Origin of the sequence: Streptomyces zagrosensis, assembly GCF_014203645.1 — a bacterium.
In the GTDB taxonomy this organism is placed as follows: Bacteria; Actinomycetota; Actinomycetes; order Streptomycetales; family Streptomycetaceae; genus Streptomyces; species Streptomyces zagrosensis.
The window spans coordinates 172,601-194,320 of the sequence record NZ_JACHJL010000007.1 but is presented as its reverse complement, the minus strand read 5'-3'; the positions used below and the strand labels follow the sequence as shown (position 1 = coordinate 194,320).

The window sequence follows — 21,720 nt, the reverse complement described above, 5'->3', positions numbered from 1 at the left end:
GGTCGGCCGGCCGGCATCGGCGATCTGCACGCCGCGCAGCCAGGTGGACCGTACGACACCGTGCAGGGTCTTCCCCGCGTACGCCGTGACACGGTTGCGGTGGTGCAGCGCGGCCGGGCCCACGGTGAACGTCTCCTCCGGCGCCAGGACGACGAAGTCGGCGTCCAGGCCCGGCGCGATGGCGCCCTTGCCGGCGAGTCCGGCCAGCGCGGCCGGGGCCGTGGACATCCAGCGCGCGACGTCCGCCAGTTCCCGGCCGCGTACGCGGGCGGCGGTCCAGATGGCGGGCAGGCCAAGTTGGAGCGAGGAGATGCCGCCCCATGCCGTGCCGAAGTCGTCAGTCTTCAGCTCAGCGGTGCACGGCGAGCGGTCGGAGACGACGCAGTCGATGGTGCCCTCCTGCAGGCCCTGCCACAGCGTGTCCTGGTTGGCGGCCTCCCTGATCGGCGGGCAGCACGTGAATTCCGTGGCCCCGTCCGGCACTTCCTCAACTGTGAGGGTCAGGAAGTGCGGGCAGGTCTCGACGATGATCCGTACGCCATCGCGTCGCGCGTCGGCGATCAGCGGCAGCGCAACGCTGGACGACAGGTGGAGTATGTGCACCCGGCCGCCGGTGTCGCGGGCGGCGTGGATCAGCGCGGAGATGGCCGCTTTCTCGGCCGCTCTCGGCCGTGCGGCAAGGAAGTCGGCGTAGCGCGGGCCGCCGGGGGTGGGGCGCTCGCGAGATGGTGCGCTACTCCCGCATGCGCGATTCGCAGCCCGCCGAACAAGGCGAGTTCGCCCAGCACGGCGGCGAGGTCGGCCCGGTCGAGCTGCGGGAACTCGGCCACACCGGACGGCGAGAGAAAGCACGTGAACCCGAACACCCCAGCCTCGTGCAGCACGTGCGACTCGCCAAGGTTGCCGGGTATCGCACCGCCCCAAATGCCCACGTCAATATGGGCCTTGGGCCCGACCACGGCTGCTCGCACAGCTTCGTTGCTGCTACTTGCCGCTTCTCACTTGCCATCTCGACGCCTCGCGGCGCCTCGCGACGTCTCGCGGTATCTCGCGGTATCTCGCGACGTCTCGCGGCATGTCGGCGCTGGTTGCGCCCTTCGGCTCCCCCTCCCCTTCAACGATTCGGTGAAGGAGTTCCTACGCGCCTCCGTCGAGCGTCAAGGACTTCGGCAGCCCTTCCGGCGTCACCGCGGCCACGACAGGCACGCCGCACGTGACTCCACTTCGCAGAATTTCGATTCCACAACACGAAATAGAGCCACCGTCACGCCTTCTCGCTCACGGCCCCTCAACCCCGCTCTCCCGCGATACAGACAAACCCCCTGCTATCGGCGATAGCAGCATGTGGACGGCTCGGTGGGGAACTTCGGAGGCGGGTAGGCTGCCGGTTGCCGGTCGGCCGCCGGGCCGCCAGCGCGCCAGCCGACCACACCCGCCTCGAAAGGAAGCCGACGTGCCCCCGTCCGCCCGGTCCAAGACCGCCGCCACCGCTAGCTCGGGTGGCGTCCAGTCCCTTGAGCGCGCCTTCGACCTGCTGGAGCGAATGGCCGACGCCGGGGGCGAGGTCGGGCTGAGCGAACTGTCCATGAGCAGCGGTCTGCCGCTGCCCACCATTCACCGGCTGATGCGTACCCTCGTCGCCTGCGGCTACGTACGCCAGCAGCCCAACCGCCGCTATTCGCTTGGCCCGCGGCTGATTCGGTTGGGCGAGAGCGCGTCGCGGCTGCTCGGCACCTGGGCCCGGCCGTTTTTGGCCCGGCTCGTGGAAGAGTCGGGCGAGACGGCGAACATGGCGCTGCTCGACGGTGACGAGGTCGTCTACGTCGCCCAGGTGCCGTCCCGGCACTCGATGCGGATGTTCACCGAGGTCGGCCGCCGGGTGCTGCCGCACTCGACCGGCGTGGGCAAGGCGTTGCTGGCCCATGTGTCGGACGCGGAGGTGCGGGCCCTGCTCGCGCGTACCGGCATGCCCGCCGCCACCGAGAAGACCATCACCACGCCCGACGCCTTCTTGTCCGCGCTCCAGGCGGTACGCGGTGCGGGGTACGCGGTGGATCACGATGAGCAGGAGATCGGTGTGCGGTGCCTGGCCGTGCCCGTGCCCAACGCCCCCACGGCCGCCGCCATTTCCATCTCGGGGCCAGCCGGTCGCGTAACGGACGTCGCCACGGAGACGATCGTGCCGCTCCTGAAGGAGGTGGCCAACGATCTATCGGCGGCCCTCGCCAACACGGGTACCGCCTAGGCGCTTACCCCGGGGAGGCGGGCGTCTGGCCCGCGGGTGCCCGGACGCGCGTGGTGTGGTGACGCGGGCGCCGGCAGCGGGGCGGGGGTTCGCGTGGACGTAGCGGGCCGGGCGGTGCGAGATGGGGCGAAGCGGCGGGCCGCCTGGGGGTGATGGCGACCCGCCCGAGTTCAGTGCTCTCTTGTGTGGTCCCGCTGATGTGACACGTCGCCGAACTGGTCGATCGCCGCCCGAACCGCCGTCACCGACGATCCCAACGCGCTCACGGAGCCCAGCGAACTCGCTATCAACAGCAGTGAGCTACGCAGCCTCGGCACCTCCGGCAACCCCTCGCGCATCATCGCGTCCAGGGCGGCCAGTTCCTCCTCGGCTACCGACCGGTCCGATAACTCGGCCGGATATGTGGCCAGTTCACACCGCAACTGGGACACCGCGCGCCCTAACTCCGACGCCCTCGGGTCCCCTGCACCGCCGACCGCTCGCCTGTGTTCCACTGCTACGGCGCCCTCCGCAACCAAGACTTCGGATGGCCGACCGTACCTCGCATTTTCGCTTGGCAACACTGACCGTCTCCCCATCTCATGCGTCCACCCATGGCCGTCCGCACTCCACTACGCGCGGAGGCCGCAGATCAGTTAACGCCACTCTCTGCATGGTGCGCTATACGGAGGGCGAAATTTGGTCGCCAAAGCGGGGTGAAACGGCCGGCGGGAAGCGGTCCTTCAGGACGTGTCCTCTACTTCGAGCGCATTGCGCCACACCGTGAGATCGACCTTGACGTAGTCGCTCGGGTCCGCCTCGGGTGCCATGCCGTTGAAGGTCAGCAACCCGACGTGCCCCGAGCCGGTCTGCACACAGACCTGAGCGCCCTTGGTGAGCCGGTCAAGGCCGATCGAGGTCGTGAACCGCGTCTCGCTACGGCAGGTTTCGAGCGAGCCCTGTTGCGCGTTGTTGAGCAGGATCAGCTTGCTGCCGTTCGACCTGGTGCTGAGGTCTGGGTCACCGAGGTTGTTGCCGTACACGACGTCTTCCTCAGTGTCGCCGTCCTCCGGCTCGATGGGGTCGGCCGCGAAGAACAGGTGGTAGCTCTCCGGCAGGTTGATGCCGTTGTACTCGACCGGCTTGGGGTCGGGGACGGCGGTTGGCGCCGTCTCCGAAGGGGTGCCGCCGTCCGAAGGCTCCTCGCTCGGCGACGTGGACGGGGTGTCCTTGACTTCGTCCGCCGACGGGTCCGTGGCCTCGTCGTTCTTCTTCTTGTCGTCGGACTGGCTCGACTTCTTGTCGTCGTCGTCAGCGAGCAGCGTGTACGCGGTGACGCCGCCGGCCCCGGCCAACACCAAGAGGCCCGCCACGCTCAGCGCCACGAACTTGCCCCTGCCGCGCTTCTTGCGCGGCGGCCCACCGGCGCCATCGGGCGAACCGACGACCGTGGTGCCGGACGTGTTCGGGCCAGTGCCTGTCGGCCCGGTCGGGGCGGACAGGGCAGCGGTGGAGTAGACGGGCGGGCCGTAGCCGCCGGCTGCCGCGGGAGTGGCCGACTGGGGATATCCGTACGCCTGTTGCGGGCTGGCCTGCTGCTGCGGATACCCGTAGGACTGTGGTGCCGCCGACGCCTGCCCCTGCGGATACCCGTACTGCTGCTGCACCGGCGCGGCCTGCTGGAAGGGGGTCGGCGCGGGGGCGGTGGGCATGGGCTGCGGGGTGGGCGGCTGCGCGGCGGCCGGGAGCTGGGCGGAAAGCGGCACCGCGGTGGGGGTGGGCGGGGTCGCCGGAGCCTGCGGCGGCGGGGTGGCGGGCTGCCCCGCGGGCGGTATGACGGGAGGCTGCGCCGGGTAGGCGTTGCCAGGTGCCTGCTGCGGCGGGGGCGGCGGCGTGCCGGGCGCCGCGGTCGGCATCGGGGCCGCGCCCGCTGCGAGGGCCGCACCCGCCACCGGCGCGGCCTGTGGCGGCGCGGGGACCTGGCGCGGGGCGGGCGCTGGCACCCGGCCGGTGATGTCGGCTGCTACGGCACGCGGCAGCCAGTCCTCGGGCCGCCGCAACTGGGTCTCAGCCGACGCCGCCTGGCACAACCGGAGCAGGTCAGTGAGCGTGGGCCGAGCGTCCGGGTCCTTGTGCAGGCAGCCGCCGACCAGTTCGGCCAACTCGGGTGGCAGCTCGGACAGGTCGGGCTGCTCGTGCACGATGCGGTACAGCACGCCGTGCGAGGTGCCCTCACCGAAGGCGGGAGAGCCGATCGCCGCGTACGCCGCGACCTGGCCCAGCGCGAAGATGTCGGTGGCGGAGGTGACCTTGCGGCCGGCCGCCTGCTCGGGAGCCATGAAGGTCGGGGTGCCCACGGTGACGCCACTGCTGGTGAGCGAGGTGGCGTCGGCGGCGCGGGCGATCCCGAAGTCGATGACACGCGGGCCGTCGTCGGCGAGCAGCACGTTCGACGGCTTCAGATCGCGGTGCACGATGCCCGCGCCATGGATGACCTGCAATGCCTCGGCGATGCCCGCGACCAAGAACAGCACCGTAGCGACCGGGAGTTTGCCGTGCTGACTGACCGACTCGGCGAGCGAGGGCCCGGGCACGTAAGCGGTCGCGAGCCAGGGCGTGGGACCGTCCGGGTCGCTGTCGATGACCGGCGCGGTGTACAGGCCCTGCACCCGCTGGGCGGCCTTCACCTCCTGCCGGAAGCGGCGCCGGAACTCGGCGTCCTCGCTGAACTCCGGCCGGATCACCTTGATGGCCACCGCTCGGCCACCGAGCGTGTACGACAGATAGACCTTGCCCATGCCGCCGGCCCCGAGCTTGGCGCTCAGCCGGTAGCCCGCGACCATGACCGGGTCATCGCCCTCAAGTGGCTTGAAGACCCCCGCGGAATCCGCACTGTTCATGAATTATCGTCCCCCGGCCCCTTCAGGGCGGCCCCTCATGCTTGCGTTTGACAGCGGTGACCCTATCGGAAGTGCCCAATTACGCCACCGCCGCGGGCGCAGTTACCTCGACTCCTTCACGTACGCGAGGCCCCGGCCATCATGAGCGCGCGGGCCCGGTCCGCCAGACCGTGACGTCCAGGCTGATGTAGTCGCTGGGATCGCCCTGCGGCGCGCCCCCCTGGTACGTAATCAGGGCGAGGTCCCCGGAGGCGGCTAGCACGCAGACCCGGGAGCCTGCGGTGAGTTGGTCCAGGCTGATTTCGGAGGCGAAGCGGGTGGTGTCCCGGCAGGCGGTGGCGGAGCCGTACTCGTCGGCCCGCAACAGCACCAGCTTGCCGCCGTCCCCGGCACGCACGCTGCCGCCAGCGCTGCCGGGCGCGGCGGGGTTGTCGTACACGAAGTCCTCGGCCGTCGTCGCGGAGTTGTCGGGGCGCGGTGGGTCGGCGGCCAGCGTCAGGTGATAGCCATCGGGGAGCGACAAGTCATCGTAATCAACGCCTTTGGGGCTGATGGCGCCCGGCCCGCCGCTGCCTGGGCTGCTGGGTACGCCGGTCGGCTCGCCCCCGTCGCCATCTTCGTCACCGTCGTTCTTCCCGTCACCGTCCCCGGAGGGGGCGCCACTTGGGCCCGGGCCCACCGGGTCCTTCGTTCCGTCCGCAGGCTTGCCGTCCGGGCCGCTCGAACCGTCCGACGGAGGCGAGGTCTTCCGCTCGCCCTGGCCCTGCGACTGGCTGCCACCGTCGTCGTCCTTGCCGATGTAGTACGCGGCGCCGCCCCCCGCACCGACGATGAGCACGGCGGCAACCATGAGTGCGGCCATCCGCCGCGCGCCACGCCCCTTGCCCGCATCGGCAGCGCCGGCACCGTGAGCAGCGCCGGCACCATGAGCAGCATGGACGGCACCGGGATCTGCTGAGGCTCCCGGTCCGCTCCCGGCCCCCAAGGCGCCGAGCGGGCCGGTCGTGCCGCCCGCGTACGGCCCCTGGCTCGGCCCTCCTTGCGGTGCGCCCCCTTGCAGCGCAGCCCCTTCCGGTGGCAGCCCCGGAGGCGGTCCGAACACCCCGGCAGCCGCACCGGCAGCGCTCGTACCACCCGTGCGCCCTATGCTGCCTGGGCTGCCTGGGCTGCCTGGGCTGCCCGTATTTCGCGCGCTGCCCGCGCTATCCCGTGCCTCGTCGGACGCCGCCGCGCCGGCGCCCTGGCCCCCGCCGGTCGTGCGGGCGCGGGCCAGCGTTTCGTCCGTTGGCGACGCTTTGGTGGGCGCGGGCCCTGCGGCGCGGCTGCTGAGGTCGGCCGCGACCGCGGTGGGCAACCAGTCGTCGGCCCGGCGCAGTTCGCCGCCCGGGGACACCGCGCGGCACATAGCGATGATTTCGGCGGGACTCGGCCGGTCCGCCGGCCTCTTCTCCAGGCACCGGCCGATCAGCCCGCGCAGTTCCTCGGGCACGCCGCTGAGGTCGGGGCTCTTGTGCACGACCCGGTAAAGCACGCCATGCGGAGTGCCCTCACCGAACGCCGGGGCGCCGGACGCGGCGTAGCAGGCCACTTGGCCGAGCGCGAAGATATCGGTGGCCACCGTGATCTCGGTGGCCTCGGCCTGTTCGGGCGCCATGAACGACGGGGTGCCGATGGTCATGCCGCTACCGGTGAGCGAGCTGGAGTCCACGGCCCGCGAGATGCCGAAGTCGATGACGCGCGGACCATCGGCCGCCAGCAGCACGTTCGACGGCTTGAAGTCCCGGTGCACGATGCCCGCCTCATGGACGGCGGCGAGCGCCTCGGCCATTCCCGCGGTGAGTAGCAGCACGGTGTCAACGGGCAGCGGGCCGTGGTCGTCGATCACCGACTGTAGGGAGGGGCCCGGCACATAAGCGGTGGCAAGCCAAGGCGTGTCGCCCTCGGTCTCGGCGTCGATGACCGGCGCGGTGTACAGGCCGTGCACCCGCTTGGCGGCCTCCACTTCGCGCCGAAACCTGCTGCGAAACTCCGGGTCCTCGCTGAGGTCGGGACGTACCACCTTGATCGCCACCGGCCGTCCGGCCGGGGTGTAGGAGAGGTAGACCTTGCCCATGCCGCCCGAGCCCAGCTTGGCGGCAAGCTGGTAACCCGCGACCTGGCGCGGGTCCTTCTTCCCCAGCGCCTCGAAGACCTCCGCCACCTTCGTCCTCCCCGTTTCACCCACGCACGCCCCGACCTTAGCCGAGCCCTCGTGCCCGGTACCCGGTGCGGTACGCCCCGCCAGCGAAGTCCGGGCTTGTGACCTGGGCTCGGGGCGCAGGGCCCGGGGCGTGGCAGCGGGCACGGGCGCCTTCCGTTGGCGCGGTGCGGTATGCAAGGCGCATGGCACCGACACCACAGGAACCGAACACCGGCGGACCGGCCCCCATCGCCGGGCTTGTGCTCGCGGCGGGCGGCGGACGGCGGCTCGGGGGACGCCCCAAGGCGTTGCTCGACTACCGGGGACGACCGCTGGTGGAGCGTGCGGTGCGGGCGCTGCGCGGGGGCGGCTGCGCGCCGGCGGTGCATGTGGTGCTCGGCGCTGCGGCGGAACGCGTACGAGAGCGGGCCGAGCTGACGGGCTGCGTCGTGACCGGCAACCCGCACTGGGCGTCGGGCATGGGCTCCTCGCTGCGCGCGGGCCTCGACGCGGTGGGCGCCGCCGCCCACGGGGCCACCGCGGTGCTGGTGATGCTCGTGGACCAACCAGGCGTGGGCGCCGATGCGGTGGCCCGGGTGATCGCGGCGCATCGAGCGGGTGCGCCGCTGGTGGCCGCGGCGTACGCGGGGCAGCGGGGCCACCCGGTGCTGTTCGCCCGCAAGCACTGGGCGCAGGTGGCAGCGGGAGCGTCCGGTGATCGGGGCGCCCGGGACTTCCTGCGGGCGCACACGCGTGACCTCACGCTGGTGGAGTGCGCGGACATTGCCACGCCCGACGACATCGACACCCCGGCGGACCTACGGCTGCTCGCCCCCGGCTGCGAACCCGGCCCCGGGCCAAGTCCCGGCCACTGACCCAGCCACCCACCGTAAGGAGATTGTTCTCCACTGGCCAGAAGTGGCCGATCGCAAGATGACCATCAACGCGCTCAACTCGGGCACCCGCGTCTGGCTCGCCGACTTCGCGGACGCGTCGGCACCCACCTGGGGGAACGTAATCTCAGGCCAGCTCAACCTGCTGGACGCCTATGCGCGACGCATCGACTTCACCAGCCCCGACGGCAAGACTTACGTCCTGCGCCCCGCCGATGAGCTGGCGACGGTGGTGATGCGACCGCGCGGCTGGCACCTGGAGGAGCGGCACCTACGGATCGACGGCTGCTTCGACCAGGTCCTTGGCGAGCGGCCGAACCAAAAGGACCGGCTGCGCGAGGATGTCTCGGTGACCGCTGCCGAGCTCATCGCCATCGACTCGCTGGACGCCAGTCCGACGTACCCGGGGCTGGTCAACGCGGTGCAGGTGGGCGTCAGGTACATCGAGGCGTGGCTGCGCGGGCTCGGCGCCGTGGCCATCTTCCCTCTGATGGAGGACGCGGCCACCGCCGAGATCTCCCGTTCGCAGCTCTGGCAGTGGAGCAACGCCGGGGTTGTCCTCGACAACGGCGAGCGGGTCACCGCCGACCTGGTGCGCGAGGTCGCGACCAGGGAATTGGGCGCCATCCGCACGGAGGTAGATGACGACGCGTTCGCCGCCGGCGCCTGGCAGCGGGCGCACGACCTGCTGCTACGCGTCGCACTCGACGAGGATTACGTGGACTTCCTGCCGCTGCCCGCCTACGAACTGCTGGACTGAGCCGGCTGGTCCACCCGGTGGGCGCGGTGCGGCGGCCGGGCGGCACCAGCCGTACGAAAGCCCGGCGCTACGAAGGCCGGGCGGTACGAACGTCGAGCGGGGCCGGTAACCGGTAATACGAAGGCCGGGCGGTGCGGGACCCCTCAGTCCCGCACCGCCCGCTTTCTCCCTCGGCAATGGTCGTTGGCCTGGGCGCTGCTCAGCCGCCCTGGGGCCGGTCACACATCTGTACCGGTGTCCTGATGCGCTCTGGGCCGGTCAGATGTGCAGCCACCGTGGGACCTTTCGATCAGACCCTCTGCCATAGCGCCGGGGCGCTCACCGGGTCCCAGCCGGGCTGGGCCTGGTGCGGCTGGATGCAGCGGTAGGTGCCGCCGTTGTAGGTGACCTGGTCGCCCGCCTTGTAGACGGTGCCTGCGGCCCAGGTGCCCTCACCCGGGCCGGGGCCGGGGCCGGGGCCATCGGTGGTGGTCTTCAGGGTCAGTCCGTAGCCCTGGATCAGGGGGTTGATCGGCTGGTGGAAGGTGGTGCCTCCGCTGCGGCAGTCACCGGAGCCACCGGAGGTGACGCCCTGCGCCTGGCTACCGGAGATGTACGAGCCGCCCGAGTCACCAGGCTCGGCGCAGACCGTCGTCTGCGTCACGCCGCTGATGGTGCCCTCGGGGTAGGTGACGCTGGTGTTGTGTCGCGTGATGGTGCCGCAGTGCCAGCCGGTGGTGGAGCCGGAGCGGCAGATCGAGGCGCCGACTGCCGACTGGGTCGAGCCCGCGACCTGGACGTTTTGGCCCTGGCTGGCGACGAACGGCGTCGCCTTCCAGTTGCTGTTGGTCGCGACCCAGGCCGTGTCACGGCCGGGGAAGGTGGACGCCTGGAACGAGCCCTGGCTCACCTGGTTGAAGCCGGTCGTCGTGGTGCCGGCACGGCCGCAGTGACCCGCGGTGGCGAAGCCCTCCGTCGTACCGCGGGTGATGGCGAAGCCGACGGAACAGCGTCCGCTGCCGTTCATGTAGTACGCGTCGCCGCCCCTGATGTCATAGAGCGGACGGGGGCGTTCGGTGGTGGACTCGACGCGGACGAGATCGCTGTTGACGCCACTGGCGCTGATCAGCTTCTGCGCGGCGGACTTCTTGACCGCGTGGATCACGACGGTGTTGGAGCGGACGTCCACGGACCAGATCGGGGCGTCGACCGAGCCGCTCTTCACCGCGGCGCGGTCCAGCTTGGCCTTGGCGGCGTCCAGTTCGGCGAGCGTGTGCGGTACGAGCTTGGCGCGCGCGCCCTTGGCAGTGATCGCGGCCAGCTCGGAGCGGTCCGCGGTGGCCACGGTGAGCGTCGCGGAGTCCGCGCCGCTCACCCAGGCGCCGGCGAAGTCGCCGCCCAGGGACTGCTGGAGTCGGCCGGCGATGGCGCCTGCGTCGGCCTCGTTAATCAGCCGCTGCTTGGCCTGCGCTGGGCTGCTCAGGCCCAGGTCACGCTGCATGGCAGCGAGGACGACGGGGGAGGTGTCGGCGACGCGCAGGGTCGCTGCTGCCGACGAAGGCGCGGCCTGGTCGGCCGGCCGGGCGGAGGCTGTTCCGGGCAGCAGGCTCAGGGCGAGCGCGCCGACCGCCGCTGCCGCGGCACACGCGATGGTGGCGTGTCTGTGGGGCATGGGGAGTCTCCTCGGATTCGGTGGGGGTTGCCGAAACCGTAAGTGGCGCGATCTGTCCCGCAGAAGATTCCAGTTTTCCCCCTCCCCAATGGTATGGACCTGACATGCGCAAGCCCTTTTGTCTGCACGGCAGCTGTCCTTACCCGTCACGGCAGGGATCTTCCGCACGGCAGGGACGGCTCCGGGAGGGCGCCCGGGGCGGGGCCCGAGGCGTCCGTACCGTGCGTGGCGAGCCAGGCCGTGTAGCTCTCGCTGCGGGCGGCGGCCTCGGTGTGTGCCGCGTGGGCGTGCGCCACCACATCGGGCGCGACCTGCGCCGCAAAGCCGTACGGGTCCCAGCCGATGAGGTGACGCCACATCAGCGGCGTACCGGTCAGCGCCTTGGTCACCAGGCCGGGCGGAGTGGGCAAGGTGGCACGACACAGACCTACGGCGCGGCCGACCTGGGCCAGATACACACACGAGGCGGTGTCGGTTTCGTAGACACGACTGGGGCGGAACCCGGCTCGGGTGCAAGCCGCGGTGAAGCACTCCCAAAAACAGCCGTCGCCTGGCACATCGGCCCATGCCTCGTTGGCGAGGTCGGCCAGGTTCACTTCCGGTTGCCCGGCCAGCGGGTGCTCCTCACTGAGCAGGATGAAGACCGGGTCGGCCGCGAACTGACGCCAAACCAGCCGATCCGGCTCGGGAGGCGTGCTCTCACCGCAGGTGCCGATCAACGCAAAGTTCAGCCGCCCACCCGCCACTGAGGCCGCGATCTCCCGTTCCGACCAGGAGATACGGGTGGTCACCTGCATCTCCGGATGGGCGGCGGCCAGCCGATCCACCACTCCCCCGAGCAGCGGGCCGTGGGTGCCGCCGAGCCGGAAGGCGTGCGGGCGCCCGCCCTCCTGGGTGAGCCGTACGGCCTCCTGTTGCAGTTGGCTCACGGCGGGGAGCAGGATACGGGCGCGGTCCAGCACGAAATCGCCCAGGGCGGTGGTCCGCACTCCGTAGCGGCCACGCTCGAACAGCCGGCCGCCCAGGGTGCTTTCGATTCGCTTCAACTGTGCGCTCAGGGCGGGTTGGGCGAGCCCGAGCACGGCGGCGGCCCGGGTGAGGCTACCCGCTTCGGCTATCGTCCGGATCGCCCTCAGATGTCGCATCTCCAGGTCCATGCAGCGAGCTTGGACCCGTGGTACGCCCGGGACAATAGCCAGGTCCAGACCAACGCGCGGTGGTGCGGAACCTGCGGGCCCAGGTGGGGGCTGCCCTCCACCCGCCGGCCATTACTGCCCCAGGTGGCCGCCGGTGCCTCCCTGGCCTGGCGCTGGGCGGGTCACCGTACGGCACCCTCAGCCGCCCGATCCGCCACCCGCGCCAGACCGCGCCCCGGGTGAGCCGCTGCCTGGCCGGAGCCCCCGGCGCGGGCAGTCACGGAGTCAGTGCACGGCAGGGGCGGGCACCGGCTGCTGCGGTACCCCGTCCGCTCTCTCCGCGGGGTGCGGCGTTGGCCTGCCGAGGTGGTTGACGACCACGTTGAGCACCACGGCCACGATGCAGCCGGTGCTGATACCGAAGTCCAGGACGGCCAACAGGTCCGCGGGGAAGGCGCGGTAAAGACCGGCGCCGCAATCGGAATCAGGCCAATGCCGATGGCGGTGGCGGTGGCGGTGGCGGTGGCGGTGGCGGTGGCGGTGGCGGTGGCGGTGGCGGTGGCAACGATCCGCGCGTTCTCGCCCTGTTCGAGCCCGGAGTGCGCGTGCGGGGCGGGATGAGGAGCGGTGATGCCGTGCGATGCACCAGTCGGCGCCATCCCGAAGACTTCCTCGCAGAATCGCTCCTCCTGCACCATCTCGGAGCCATGGGTGTGCGGCCGTACGCCCTTCAGCGAGCCAACACTGCTGCTACACAAGACAGTTCGCCGACGTGGGGTAGAGCGCGACAAGCCAGTCGAAGAGGTTGGCGTATTGCGCCAGCCCCCTGGTGAGCCACTGGTAGAAGTGGTGGTGGGTGTTGACCAGCCCGGGGGTGGCGAGATGACCCGTGCCGTCCACCCGACGAGCCACGCCCACCAGGTCGCCGGGGGCGGCTCCGGGCCCACCGACTCGATGCGATGCCCGGTGACGACCACCTGTCCCGAGGCGTGCTCGGTGTCCAGTGCGTCCACCGTGGCGATGGCGCAGTTCTCGATGGCCATGCGCGCCGGCGCGCTCGCCGCGTCCTCCCCGGCGTACGAACCACGGCCGCACACAGCCGAGATCCCTGGTCCTGGTGAACCTGACGGGCCTATCGGGCCTGCCGAATCTGGTGGGACTGCCGATGGCTGCCATAGGGGCTTCCTCGTGGTCGTCTGAGCGAGTGCGGGCACGGCAGGGCCCGGGAGAAGGCGTGGGTGCCGGGGCCGGGTCTGGCTGCGGCGGCTGATAGGGCCGCCGAGCCGGCTGCCTCGGGTGCCGAGACGAGGAAAGAGCTGCTGGTGGACGGCGGGCTTCACTGGCGGAACGGTCCCCTGGCGGAACGGCCCCGCCGCCAGCGCGGGAACTGGTGGCGCGGCCGGGGGCGTTAGGGGGCCGCGGCGGTCAGAGGTTGGTGAGGTCCACGGGTATCGCCTGGGTCGCACCGTCGCGCAAGATGGTCGCCTCGATCAGGCCGTACGGACGGTCCGCCGCGTAGTACACGGCGCCATCCGCGCTGTCGTTCGCCAACCCGAACGGCTCCAAGTCCACGAGGGAATGGTGCATGTTGGGCAGCGAGAGACGGATCTCGTCCACGTCCTGCCGGCTGTCGATCACCCGCGAACCCATCTGGTAGAGGGTCTGCTGGAGGGAGAGGCTGTAGGTCTCGGCGAAGGCCTGGAGCAGATGCTTGCGCGTCTGTGCGTAACAGCGGTCCCACTGCGGCATCCGGTCCTCGTCACTGGACCAGTGGTAGCGCCAGCGAGCATGCACCTCGGTGGCCAGGATGCGATCGTACGCCTCCTGCAAGGTCGTGTACTTGTCCTTGATGTAGCCCCAGAACTCCGAGTTGGTGGAGTTCAGCACGGTGAGGTCCTTGAGCCCGGAGACCACCTGCCAGGACGTGCCGTCGTAGGCGATCTGGGTGGTACGCACCTCCTGACCCGAGCGTACGAAGGAGTGCTTGACCTCGTCCGCGCCGACGAAGCGGGAGTTGCCATCGGAGGTCTCGATGCGCTCCCAGGTGTATTCCTCGATCCGAATGCGCGCCGTCTTGATCGGTTCCTGGCTGGTGACGAAGTGCCGGGCGAGGTGGATGCCGAACTGCTCGGCCGACTCGATGCCATGCTTCTTGGCGAACGCGAACACGGTGTTCTTGATGGTGTCGGTCGGCAGCACGTGGGCATTGCCGCCGGACAGGTGCACCTCCTCCATGTCGCCGGAGAGGGCGACCGAGACATTGAGGTCCTTGATGTGGTGGGTGGCGCCCTCCCGGGTGATCTTCACGACCCGGTTCTCGGCCTTGCCGTACTGGTTTTGCCCGAGCACGACGGGCCCGGGTCGGGCAGCGCCGAAGCGTGCGCCGGGGCGGCCGGTCGGGAATGCAGCGGACATGTCGGTGCTAGCTCCCTCGGTATACGAAGTAGCCGAACGGATTGAGCAGCAGCGGCACGTGGTAGTGCTCGCCCGGCGTGACGGCGAACGCGACCGCCACCTCCGGGAAGAACGCTCCGCTGTCCCTTGCGCGAGGGGCGTCCTGCTGTGCCTCGGCCGCGGTGCGGGCTGCTGCGCTGGCTGCACCGGGCACGCTGGTTGGGCTGGTTGGGCTGCCTGGGCCGTCGGCCTGGGTGGCGAAGTAGGACCCAACATCGAAGTGCAGGCGCACGTGGGCCACGCCTTCCGGCAGCGGCGGCAGGTCCTCGCACCGCCCATCGGCATCGGTTGCCGAGGTGCCGTGCACCGTCCATGCGCCGTGGGGTGATGTCCGGGTAGACAACTCGACGCTGACCGAAGCGGCCGGTCTACCCACGCTGGTGTCCAGGATGTGAGTGGACACCGATGCGGTGGTGTCGGTGCTCATACGGCGGCTCCTTGGTCTGCGTCGGCTTCGGCCGGTCCGCTCGGCCCTGCTGCCAACAGGCGGGCCAGCCGGATGCGGTGGTTCTTGCCGAGTTCGCCGCGGACGGTCTCGCGTTCACGTTCCGGCGCGTCGTCGCTCCGCTGCCGCACCGCGTTCCTCATCTGCTCCGTCGTCAAACCGAGGGAAAAAAGGAAGAGGCCCGGGGCAGCGGGTACGGAATGGAGAGGCCCGAGGCAACGGGCGCCGCGCGGTGCGGGGCAAGAGAGACAAGAGAGAGGAGAGAAAAGGCGGGACAGCGCGGCGCGTTGCGTTGCGTTGCGTTGCGTTGCGTTGCGGACAGCTAACTCCCCACGCCACACCCCGTCAACAGTTTGTTGAGACTCTTGCGACGAAGGTCGTCGCTCTGCCGGCCCGCAACCGCCCGCTCACGAGCCGCTCAGCTGCGGCCGAACCGATCAACCCGAAGCCATGAGCCCGCGAGCCGATCCGCCGCCCGCTCGCCCCGCCGCCCAACCGGCTCAACCCCATGGGCCTCCCCGAGCCCGATGGGCGGCATGGCGTTGTAGATCGACTCGTACGAGCCCGCCGGCACGATGTACGTCTCGTGCCAGATGCCAACACTCCCCGCAGCGCTCCGCGCACGGCGATTGAACGCCCCCCAGGCGGGGTGGTGGTGCCGTTCCACTGCCGCGGCGTAGGCGAGCAACTTCTCGCGCGACTCCCAGTGCTGCACGACCGTGAAGGTACGCGGCCCGGCCGTGTACGCCCGGTAGGCCAGCAGCCCAATACCCCTCTCGCGCGCGAGCTCCTTGAGCATGCGCGGCATGGCCATGGCGACGGGCAGCCAGTGGCGCACCGCCCGCCACCGGTTGATCCGCATCCCGATGAGGAAGACCACCACATCCCCCTCGGCCGCCGCCGTGACCCGCCCCGCTATCGGTGCTGCACCCATGTCACACTCCCCACCGTCGATGGATAGTGTTGCTATCCGTATGTCGATAGTGACACTATCCATATTGGGATGCAAGCGATGGCGAATGCCGAACTGAGCGAGCACAGCGGGGTGTCCGCCGACGACCAGGCAGCCCCGCCCCTCATCGGCGGTACGACAGAGCCCCGACCGCTCTTCCGTGGCCGGGGCTCGTGTCCGTGGGGACGCGTCAGACGGACAGCTCGCCACTCTTGACCGCACCGACAAACGCGGACCACGTCCCCGGCTCGAACGCCAGGGCAGGACCGCTGGGGTCCTTACTGTCGCGGACCGGCACAATGCCACGCGAGACGAGATTGACGGCGACCTCAACGCACGCGCCGCCGTTGTTGCTGTAGCTGGACTTGAACCAGCGGGGATCATTGGTTGTCACGGTTGGTGCCCCTTCACTGCATCGTTGATCACGGTCACAGACGCCGCCCGAACACGACCGCACGAGGCACGGATCAGCGGCGGTCAGGTACGAGGTACTTTTCCTCAAGGAGGAGATGCCCCGTGGCCCCACCGCCCATCCTCAACAGCACCGGCGCCCGCATCGCGCATGAACGCAAGACGCGCCATCTGACGCAACGCGCTCTCGCAGACCTCTCGACGGTCTCGTACTCGACGCTGACCAAGATCGAACAGGAACGGCTGCCTGCCAGCCCGTCCGTGTTAGGGGCTTTGGCGCGAGCGCTGTCCGTGCCCGTGACGAGGCTCACCGGCCAGCCCTACCTGGAGGAGCTTCGCCAAGACCAGTTGGACGGGTGGATACAGCCCATTCGGGAGGCACTGAACATCTACGATCTGGGCCCCGACCCAGACGTCGCCCCCCCGCTCCCTTGATGAGCTGCGCAACGCTGCCGACCAACTCTGCGCCTTGGTCCGGGCCACGGAGATCAAAAGGGTCGCGGCAGGCCTCCCGGCCCTTCTGCACGAGACGACGACAACCGTGCACACGCTTCCGAGCGACCAGGCGTGGACGGTACTCGCCAGTCTGTACCGGACCGCTTACGACGTGACAACCAAACTCGGCTTCCCTGACCTGTGCAGCACTGCACTTGACCGGCTGGGCTGGGCAGCGCAGCGCGCGTCTGATCCCGTGCTCAGCGGTATGCGGCAGTACCTGCGGGCCTTGGCTTACCTGCGCGCGAGCGACTACCGCACCGGCAAGCGGCTGATCACACTCGGCATGGGCGTGCTGGGCCAAGCGGAGCCCGGGCGGGTGAAGGACGTTCTGAAAGGCCAACTTCACCTCGGCGCGGCCGTGCTGGCCGGTCGCGACAAGGACAAGAACGCCGCCGAGGAACACCTGCTGGAGGCGCACCGCATCGCCGAGCGAACCGGCCGCGCGGAGAGGGTCCACTGGCTCTCGTTCGGACCGACCAACGTCGAAGTCCACCGGGTCAGCGTCCTCGCTGAGCTGGACCTGTACCCCGAGGCAGTGAAGTCGGCCAAGGACACGGTGTTCCCCGCCGACTGGCCATCGTCGCGACTAGCGCACCATCACGCGGAGTTGGCCCAGGCCCAGATGTGGGCCGGCCAGCCGGACGCGGCGTTCAAGAGCCTCATAGAGGCTCGCAAGCTCGCTCCGCAGCAGACGCGCTATTACCCCACGGTGCGCGAGACGTACGCCGGCCTCGAAGCGGCCAAGCGGCGCATCTCGAACTCGTTCAACAGCTACGGCACGTGGCTGGGTCACAACCGGTGACGTGGCGGAAGGGCGAGAGCAGCGGCTCACGTAGGCGCCGAACTTCACCGGGCGAACGGCAGAGCCCCGGCCACGAGAACCCAAGGTCCCGTGGCCGGGGCTCGTATCCGTAAAGGCGCGTCAGGCGGAGAGTTCGCCGTGCTTGACCGCGCTCACGAACGCGGCCCACGCCTCCGGCTCGAAGGCCAGGGCAGGACCGCTAGGGTCCTTACTGTCGCGGACCGGCACGGTGCCGAGCGAGACGAGATTGGCGGCGACCTCCACGCACTGGCCGCCATTGTTGCTGTAGCTGGACTTGATCCAGCGGGGATCGTCGGTTGTCACGATTGGTGCCCCTTCAATACGTCGTTGATCATGGCCACAGAATCCGCCTGCGAGAGCGCTTCCGCCTGTAGTTGATGGTATGTGGAGAGCATAGGAAGCACCGCCGTGCTGTCACGGTCCAGGCACCCCTGGGCCTGGGACTCCGCGTAGGCCATGACTGACCGGTCGGGCAGCGTCAGCAGAGTGACCGGCAGGTCGAACGGTCGGCGCTCCCCTATGGCGAACGGCGCCACCTGAAGCACGGTGGTGGCCCGCTTGGCGAACTCGACCAGCCTCTCAAGCTGTGCGTCCATCACCGCGGGCCCGCCCACGGGGCGCCGGATGCAGCTCTCGTCCATCACTACGAAAACCGTAGGTGCCCGAAGCCGCTCCAGCGCCGCTTGCCGCTCCGCTAGGACGGATACTCGCTCGGCTGCCTGATCGTGAGTGATGGTTCCTCGCCGCACCGCGCTGTCCGCCAACACACGTGCGTACTCCGGCGTCTGCATCAGTCCGGGAATGATCCCGATCTCATACAGCCGGATCTCGACTGCCCGGCCTTCGTGCCCGACGTACTCCGGAAAGCCCTCCAGCAAACTGCCGTGCCGAATCTCGCGATACTCGCGCTCGAACGCATCTCCGCTGCCCAGCGCGAGGTCCGCACTACGCGATAGGCGCAAGGTTGGGGGTTTGTGCCCAGTTTCGACTGAGGAGATGTGCGTGCTGGAGTATTCCATCCGCTTGGCCAGTTCATCCTGCGTCCAACCGCGCTTCTCACGTGAGCTGCGCAGACGAGCTCCGAAGGCTGCTTGTGGGGAGCTGTCAGGGTTCAACTCCTTGCGGTTCAACGGGTGATCACCCACCTTTCGTCCCACCTCGAAAGCTTGAATAGCTCCCGATCTTAGGTGACTCTCAACACCCCTGGTAGTGGATTCGCTACAGAGAGGAGCGGACTGTGTCTCGGAAGCACACATCCCCCAAGCCCCCTGACCCCGGCGGTCCCGCAGCAACGCGGGCAAGGCAGCTCACCGATACGGCTGACGCGCGGCCTCCGCGTCAGCGGCTTCGCCACGACAACTACCGTCAGGGGGCACGCCGATGATCCAGCTCCCCGAGCACTGGCCCCCAGCGCCCGAACCGGCGGATGCCAAGTTGACGCAACTGCTGGCCCGGCAAGACCAGTTGGCTGCCGACGTGCCCTTGGTAGAGGACGCCGCCAGCGAACCCACGGCCACCCCGTGCGCCCGGTGTCGCGCGGTGATCACCCTCCGGGACCGTGCCCACACGGTGCGGGACTGGCCGCGATACCACAAGGCAGTGGAAGCGCTGCACAACCACCGGCGCCAGGCGCACCAGGGTGAGGAGAAGGTGAGCGACGCATGATCAGCGCCAGGCACCTCACCCTGACAGGGCAGCACGCCGTACGCCTGAGCAACGGCGCCACGCTCCGGTTCTTTCTCGCCGACGCCAGCACCCACGCCGAAGTCGGCACCGGCACCGGCACCAGCACCAGCACCAGCACCAACGCGTCCGATCCCGTATGCGGGTGGGAGCAGGTGACGGACATCGAATTCCAACTCGCCTACGAAACCGCCCTGTTCGACCCGGACGAGCTGGAACACGGCAACCTGCGGCCCAATCCCCACCGCGTACAACTCACCCTGGACGCACTCGCCGGGCCCGGCGCCTTTTGCTGGTTGGACGGGGCGGACAAGGCCGGGCTGATGACCAACAACGGCAAGACGCCCGAGGAATGCGGGCTGGACCTGGCGGAGATTCGTCGGAACACCGAAGGAGCGTCGTGACGACGGTGCGCGTGGCCCTGCTGGTGTGGAAACCACCGACCCCCGCGGCACCCAATGACGTGTCGGCGGGCTGGCCGCGCGTTCTCCAGACCCGTGACGATGCCAGCCCGTGGCAGGTGCCGAGCGTCATCCTGCGGCCCGGCGAGCAGGTGATGGCAGCCGCGGGGCGGGTAGCGTACGCGCTCGGCCTGGAGTTGCCGAACGCACACCGCGTACTCGCTGTGGAGCAGCGGCCCGCCGCGATCGACTTCCCCGAAGACCTGACCCTCGTGGTAGATGGTGGCTGGTCTGTCGGCCATCACGTCCATGGGGCGGACGGCGATGCGAGCTCATGCCCGTGCGAGCCCCGGCACCAGTGCCGCTGGGCACACGCCCACGAGACGGACTCGACAGCGGTCGTGACCGCGCTGAGCGCGGCGGTCATGAAGGCGCCCGCGTTCGTCATCAACCAGGGCGCTCACCGGGCCTGAACCCACGCCACGCCCCCCCAACCCATCCCACCACGCCCCCACCCCCACACACCCGCCCGCCTTCGTGCCCGGCCCGCGGCTTCGCGTCAGCCCTGGCCCCGGCTACTCGACTCCCTGTTCAGGTAGTTGTAGACGGTGAAGCGGCTCACCCCGAGTGCGGTGGCGACCGTCTCCACGCCATGGCGTACGGCGAACACGCCGCGCGTCTCCAGGACGCGTACCACTGACTGCTTGGACGTGCGGTCCAGGTCCGCGAGCGGCATGCCGTGCCGCCGCTCCAACTCGGCCAGGATGTGGTCGAGCGAGTCGGACAGATGCGGTAGCCGTACGGCGAGGACTTCCCGGCCCTCCCACGAGAGCACGACGTCGTCGCCATCGGCGCGCTCGGGCGGCATCATCTCGCCGCCCATGGCGTCGATGAGTGGCTTGACCGCGGCGACGAGCGGGTGCTCCCTGGCCTCGGTCACGCCTCGCCCTCCTCTACGACGTTGACCTGTACCGGCACCCGCGGCACCCGCGGCGCGCCGGCATCGATGGAGCTGCGGAGCGGCGTGGCCACGGCCGTAAGGACGGCATCGGAGCGCCCCTCAGCAGTGTTGTCGAACGGGCTGGCATCGACCGCGTCGAGGTCAGCGGCGCGTACGACCTCCCGCGCCACTACCGCATGTGGCGGCGTCTGGTCCAGATCAAGCGGCTCGGTGGTGCATTCAACCCTGAGTCTCACCCGGCCCAACCTACTGCGCGCAGACAATGACGAGACCGGCTGCCCCGTGCGCGGTTGCACGCTGGAGCAGGCCAAGCTCGACCGGCTGGCCGCCACCGGCGGCACGCCCGCCGTCCGCCTCGCTGACGCCCTCGCGGATGCGGGGGTGGTCAGCACGGCGCGCCGTGTCCGTCATGCCGTACGCCGGCGCACACCACTTCACTCCTGTACGCCCCACGCGCCCCGAGTATCGACGCCCAAGTACGCACAAGTCGTGGAAGGCTACGGCCGAAACCCGCTCGGCGTCTCCCCAACGCCCCGCACATCGTGGACGATAGGCCCGTACCTATTCACCTGTTCCATGTGTCCTGCTGGAGCCGACGATGGCCAAGAGCGTGCCGGTGCGGTGCCCGGCGTGCAGCCGTGAGCACTCGTTCACGCCGCCCACCTTTCCCTGCGCGTGCGGTGCACCACTGACCCTGCCGGTCTTGCCCGGCCCCGTCGCCCGGTTGCAGCATCGCACCTGGGAGGACTCGTGGGTCGCGGTGCGCTGCCACTCCTGTGGGCGCAGGGACCACTGGCCCCACCCCGAACTCGGCTGTCCCTGTGGCACGGTGATATGGCTGCCGGTGGCCGAGGCGCCGGAGGAGACCGGGCCGATTCTGCCGCCCAGCGGCGGCGCGGGCACGGCGAGCGCCATCACCGCGCATGCCGCACCGAGCTCGGCGGTGCTGCGCCCCGCGTTCCAGCCGGTAACCATCCGTACCGGCCGGGACGTGGTGACCGCCGCCGGGCAGTACCTCAAGTGGCTCGGCTTCACGAGCCTGCGACAGGTGGAGGACCGCGCCCCGTCCGGCGTTGACCTGCGCGGTCCCGGTATCGTCGCCCAGGTCGATCCCACCACCCGGCCCACCGGTGTCCGCGATATCGAGTGCCTGTGGCTGCACGGCTTGAGCGAGGCGGCCGTCAGCGTCTTCTTCTCGCTGGCGGGGTACGCGCGCCATGCGAGATCCCGCGCGGACGAGCTCTATCTGCCGCTGTTCGTCATGGACCTCACCGGTACGCCACAGCCGGTCAACGACCCGGCGGACGACCTGATCCGGATGGGCCCGCCCGAGGAGTGAGCGGCGTGCC

21 protein-coding genes and 5 pseudogenes are annotated in these 21,720 nt (G+C 69.9%); 9 read left to right on the top strand and 17 right to left on the bottom strand.

What is annotated here, in order from left to right:
• Positions 1-959: pseudogene (gene allB / locus FHS42_RS15675) on the bottom strand (allantoinase AllB); the annotation flags it as partial.
• Positions 960-1,453: 494 nt separating this feature from the next.
• On the opposite strand from allB, the gene FHS42_RS15670 reads away from it, so the two are divergent.
• Complete coding sequence (locus FHS42_RS15670; protein WP_184572830.1) at positions 1,454-2,245, top strand: IclR family transcriptional regulator; 792 nt, start codon at positions 1,454-1,456, stop codon at positions 2,243-2,245.
• A 170-nt stretch (positions 2,246-2,415) separates the two neighbouring features.
• On the opposite strand, the gene FHS42_RS15665 is transcribed toward FHS42_RS15670, so the two are convergent.
• From FHS42_RS15665 to FHS42_RS15655, 3 genes are all read right to left on the bottom strand, one after another.
• A complete protein-coding gene (locus tag FHS42_RS15665; RefSeq protein ID WP_184572829.1) occupies positions 2,416-2,739 on the bottom strand; it encodes a DUF5955 family protein in 324 nt (107 codons plus the stop codon).
• A gap of 228 nt (positions 2,740-2,967) precedes the next feature.
• Positions 2,968-5,124, bottom strand: a complete 2,157-nt coding sequence (locus FHS42_RS15660; protein WP_184572828.1) for a serine/threonine-protein kinase — start codon at positions 5,122-5,124, stop codon at positions 2,968-2,970.
• 139 nt (positions 5,125-5,263) lie between these two features.
• Positions 5,264-7,324: a serine/threonine-protein kinase gene (locus FHS42_RS15655; RefSeq protein WP_312866893.1), complete on the bottom strand. Its 2,061-nt coding sequence runs from the start codon at positions 7,322-7,324 to the stop codon at positions 5,264-5,266.
• Between the two features lie 182 nt (positions 7,325-7,506).
• Between FHS42_RS15655 and FHS42_RS15650 the strand changes: the two genes are divergently transcribed.
• Together FHS42_RS15650 and FHS42_RS15645 are read left to right on the top strand one after the other, a co-directional pair.
• Complete coding sequence (locus tag FHS42_RS15650; protein ID WP_184572827.1) at positions 7,507-8,178, top strand: nucleotidyltransferase family protein; 672 nt, start codon at positions 7,507-7,509, stop codon at positions 8,176-8,178.
• A 49-nt stretch (positions 8,179-8,227) separates the two neighbouring features.
• Positions 8,228-8,956 (top strand): annotated as a pseudogene (locus tag FHS42_RS15645) (hypothetical protein); the annotation flags it as partial.
• 289 nt (positions 8,957-9,245) lie between these two features.
• Here the strand turns inward: FHS42_RS15645 and FHS42_RS15640 are convergent.
• A complete protein-coding gene (locus tag FHS42_RS15640) occupies positions 9,246-10,607 on the bottom strand; it encodes a carbohydrate-binding protein (RefSeq protein ID WP_184572826.1) in 1,362 nt (453 codons plus the stop codon).
• Positions 10,608-10,753: 146 nt separating this feature from the next.
• Positions 10,754-11,764 (bottom strand): LysR family transcriptional regulator, encoded by a 1,011-nt coding sequence (locus FHS42_RS15635; RefSeq protein ID WP_184572825.1) that lies wholly within the window; start codon positions 11,762-11,764, stop codon positions 10,754-10,756.
• 345 nt (positions 11,765-12,109) lie between these two features.
• Here FHS42_RS15635 and FHS42_RS39110 point away from each other — a divergent pair, with 345 nt between their 5' ends.
• Entirely contained in the window at positions 12,110-12,364 is a 255-nt protein-coding gene (locus FHS42_RS39110) for a hypothetical protein (RefSeq protein ID WP_184572824.1), read from the top strand.
• Positions 12,365-12,508: 144 nt separating this feature from the next.
• Here the strand turns inward: FHS42_RS39110 and FHS42_RS15625 are convergent.
• The 6 genes and pseudogenes from FHS42_RS15625 to FHS42_RS15600 form a co-directional block, all read right to left on the bottom strand.
• A pseudogene (locus tag FHS42_RS15625) lies at positions 12,509-12,786 on the bottom strand (8-oxoguanine deaminase); the annotation flags it as partial.
• A 382-nt stretch (positions 12,787-13,168) separates the two neighbouring features.
• On the bottom strand, positions 13,169-14,158 hold the full coding sequence (gene pucL, locus FHS42_RS15620; protein WP_184572823.1) for a factor-independent urate hydroxylase: 990 nt from the start codon (positions 14,156-14,158) through the stop codon (positions 13,169-13,171).
• Positions 14,159-14,165: 7 nt separating this feature from the next.
• On the bottom strand, positions 14,166-14,624 hold the full coding sequence (locus FHS42_RS15615; RefSeq protein WP_184572822.1) for a hydroxyisourate hydrolase: 459 nt from the start codon (positions 14,622-14,624) through the stop codon (positions 14,166-14,168).
• A pseudogene (locus tag FHS42_RS15610) lies at positions 14,621-14,803 on the bottom strand (hypothetical protein); the annotation flags it as partial. The gene FHS42_RS15615 and the pseudogene FHS42_RS15610, both read right to left, overlap by 4 nt.
• 257 nt (positions 14,804-15,060) lie before the next feature.
• Entirely contained in the window at positions 15,061-15,576 is a 516-nt protein-coding gene (locus FHS42_RS15605) for a DUF4188 domain-containing protein (protein ID WP_184572820.1), read from the bottom strand.
• Between the two features lie 208 nt (positions 15,577-15,784).
• Positions 15,785-15,988, bottom strand: a complete 204-nt coding sequence (locus FHS42_RS15600) for a DUF397 domain-containing protein (RefSeq protein WP_184572819.1) — start codon at positions 15,986-15,988, stop codon at positions 15,785-15,787.
• Between the two features lie 137 nt (positions 15,989-16,125).
• On the opposite strand from FHS42_RS15600, the pseudogene FHS42_RS39105 reads away from it, so the two are divergent.
• A pseudogene (locus FHS42_RS39105) lies at positions 16,126-17,305 on the top strand (helix-turn-helix domain-containing protein).
• 120 nt (positions 17,306-17,425) lie between these two features.
• On the opposite strand, the gene FHS42_RS15590 reads toward FHS42_RS39105, so the two are convergent.
• Positions 17,426-17,629 carry a DUF397 domain-containing protein gene (locus FHS42_RS15590; protein ID WP_184572818.1) on the bottom strand — a complete coding sequence of 68 codons (204 nt, stop codon included), beginning with the start codon at positions 17,627-17,629 and terminating at the stop codon, positions 17,426-17,428.
• Positions 17,626-18,456, bottom strand: coding sequence for a helix-turn-helix domain-containing protein (locus FHS42_RS15585; RefSeq protein ID WP_184572959.1), 831 nt, complete (start codon positions 18,454-18,456; stop codon positions 17,626-17,628). Before FHS42_RS15585 ends, FHS42_RS15590 begins: the two co-directional genes overlap by 4 nt.
• A gap of 250 nt (positions 18,457-18,706) precedes the next feature.
• Between FHS42_RS15585 and FHS42_RS15580 the strand changes: the two genes are divergently transcribed.
• From FHS42_RS15580 to FHS42_RS15570, 3 genes are read left to right on the top strand one after another with little or no spacing between them, the layout of a single operon-like run.
• A complete protein-coding gene (locus FHS42_RS15580; RefSeq protein ID WP_184572817.1) occupies positions 18,707-18,991 on the top strand; it encodes a hypothetical protein in 285 nt (94 codons plus the stop codon).
• Positions 18,988-19,413: a hypothetical protein gene (locus tag FHS42_RS15575; RefSeq protein ID WP_184572816.1), complete on the top strand. Its 426-nt coding sequence runs from the start codon at positions 18,988-18,990 to the stop codon at positions 19,411-19,413. Before FHS42_RS15580 ends, FHS42_RS15575 begins: the two co-directional genes overlap by 4 nt.
• Complete coding sequence (locus FHS42_RS15570) at positions 19,410-19,883, top strand: hypothetical protein (protein WP_184572815.1); 474 nt, start codon at positions 19,410-19,412, stop codon at positions 19,881-19,883. Before FHS42_RS15575 ends, FHS42_RS15570 begins: the two co-directional genes overlap by 4 nt.
• 86 nt (positions 19,884-19,969) lie before the next feature.
• Here the strand turns inward: FHS42_RS15570 and FHS42_RS15565 are convergent, their stop codons facing one another.
• Genes FHS42_RS15565 through FHS42_RS39100 form a run of 3 tightly spaced genes read right to left on the bottom strand, consistent with a single transcriptional unit; the run spans position 19,970 to position 20,824 of the window.
• Positions 19,970-20,293: a helix-turn-helix domain-containing protein gene (locus tag FHS42_RS15565; RefSeq protein WP_184572958.1), complete on the bottom strand. Its 324-nt coding sequence runs from the start codon at positions 20,291-20,293 to the stop codon at positions 19,970-19,972.
• Between the two features lie 53 nt (positions 20,294-20,346).
• Complete coding sequence (locus tag FHS42_RS15560; RefSeq protein WP_184572814.1) at positions 20,347-20,607, bottom strand: hypothetical protein; 261 nt, start codon at positions 20,605-20,607, stop codon at positions 20,347-20,349.
• A gap of 10 nt (positions 20,608-20,617) precedes the next feature.
• Positions 20,618-20,824 (bottom strand): hypothetical protein, encoded by a 207-nt coding sequence (locus tag FHS42_RS39100; RefSeq protein WP_184572813.1) that lies wholly within the window; start codon positions 20,822-20,824, stop codon positions 20,618-20,620.
• 145 nt (positions 20,825-20,969) lie between these two features.
• Between FHS42_RS39100 and FHS42_RS15550 the strand changes: the two genes are divergently transcribed.
• Positions 20,970-21,710 carry a hypothetical protein gene (locus FHS42_RS15550; protein WP_184572812.1) on the top strand — a complete coding sequence of 247 codons (741 nt, stop codon included), beginning with the start codon at positions 20,970-20,972 and terminating at the stop codon, positions 21,708-21,710.
• Positions 21,711-21,720 lie beyond the last annotated feature (10 nt).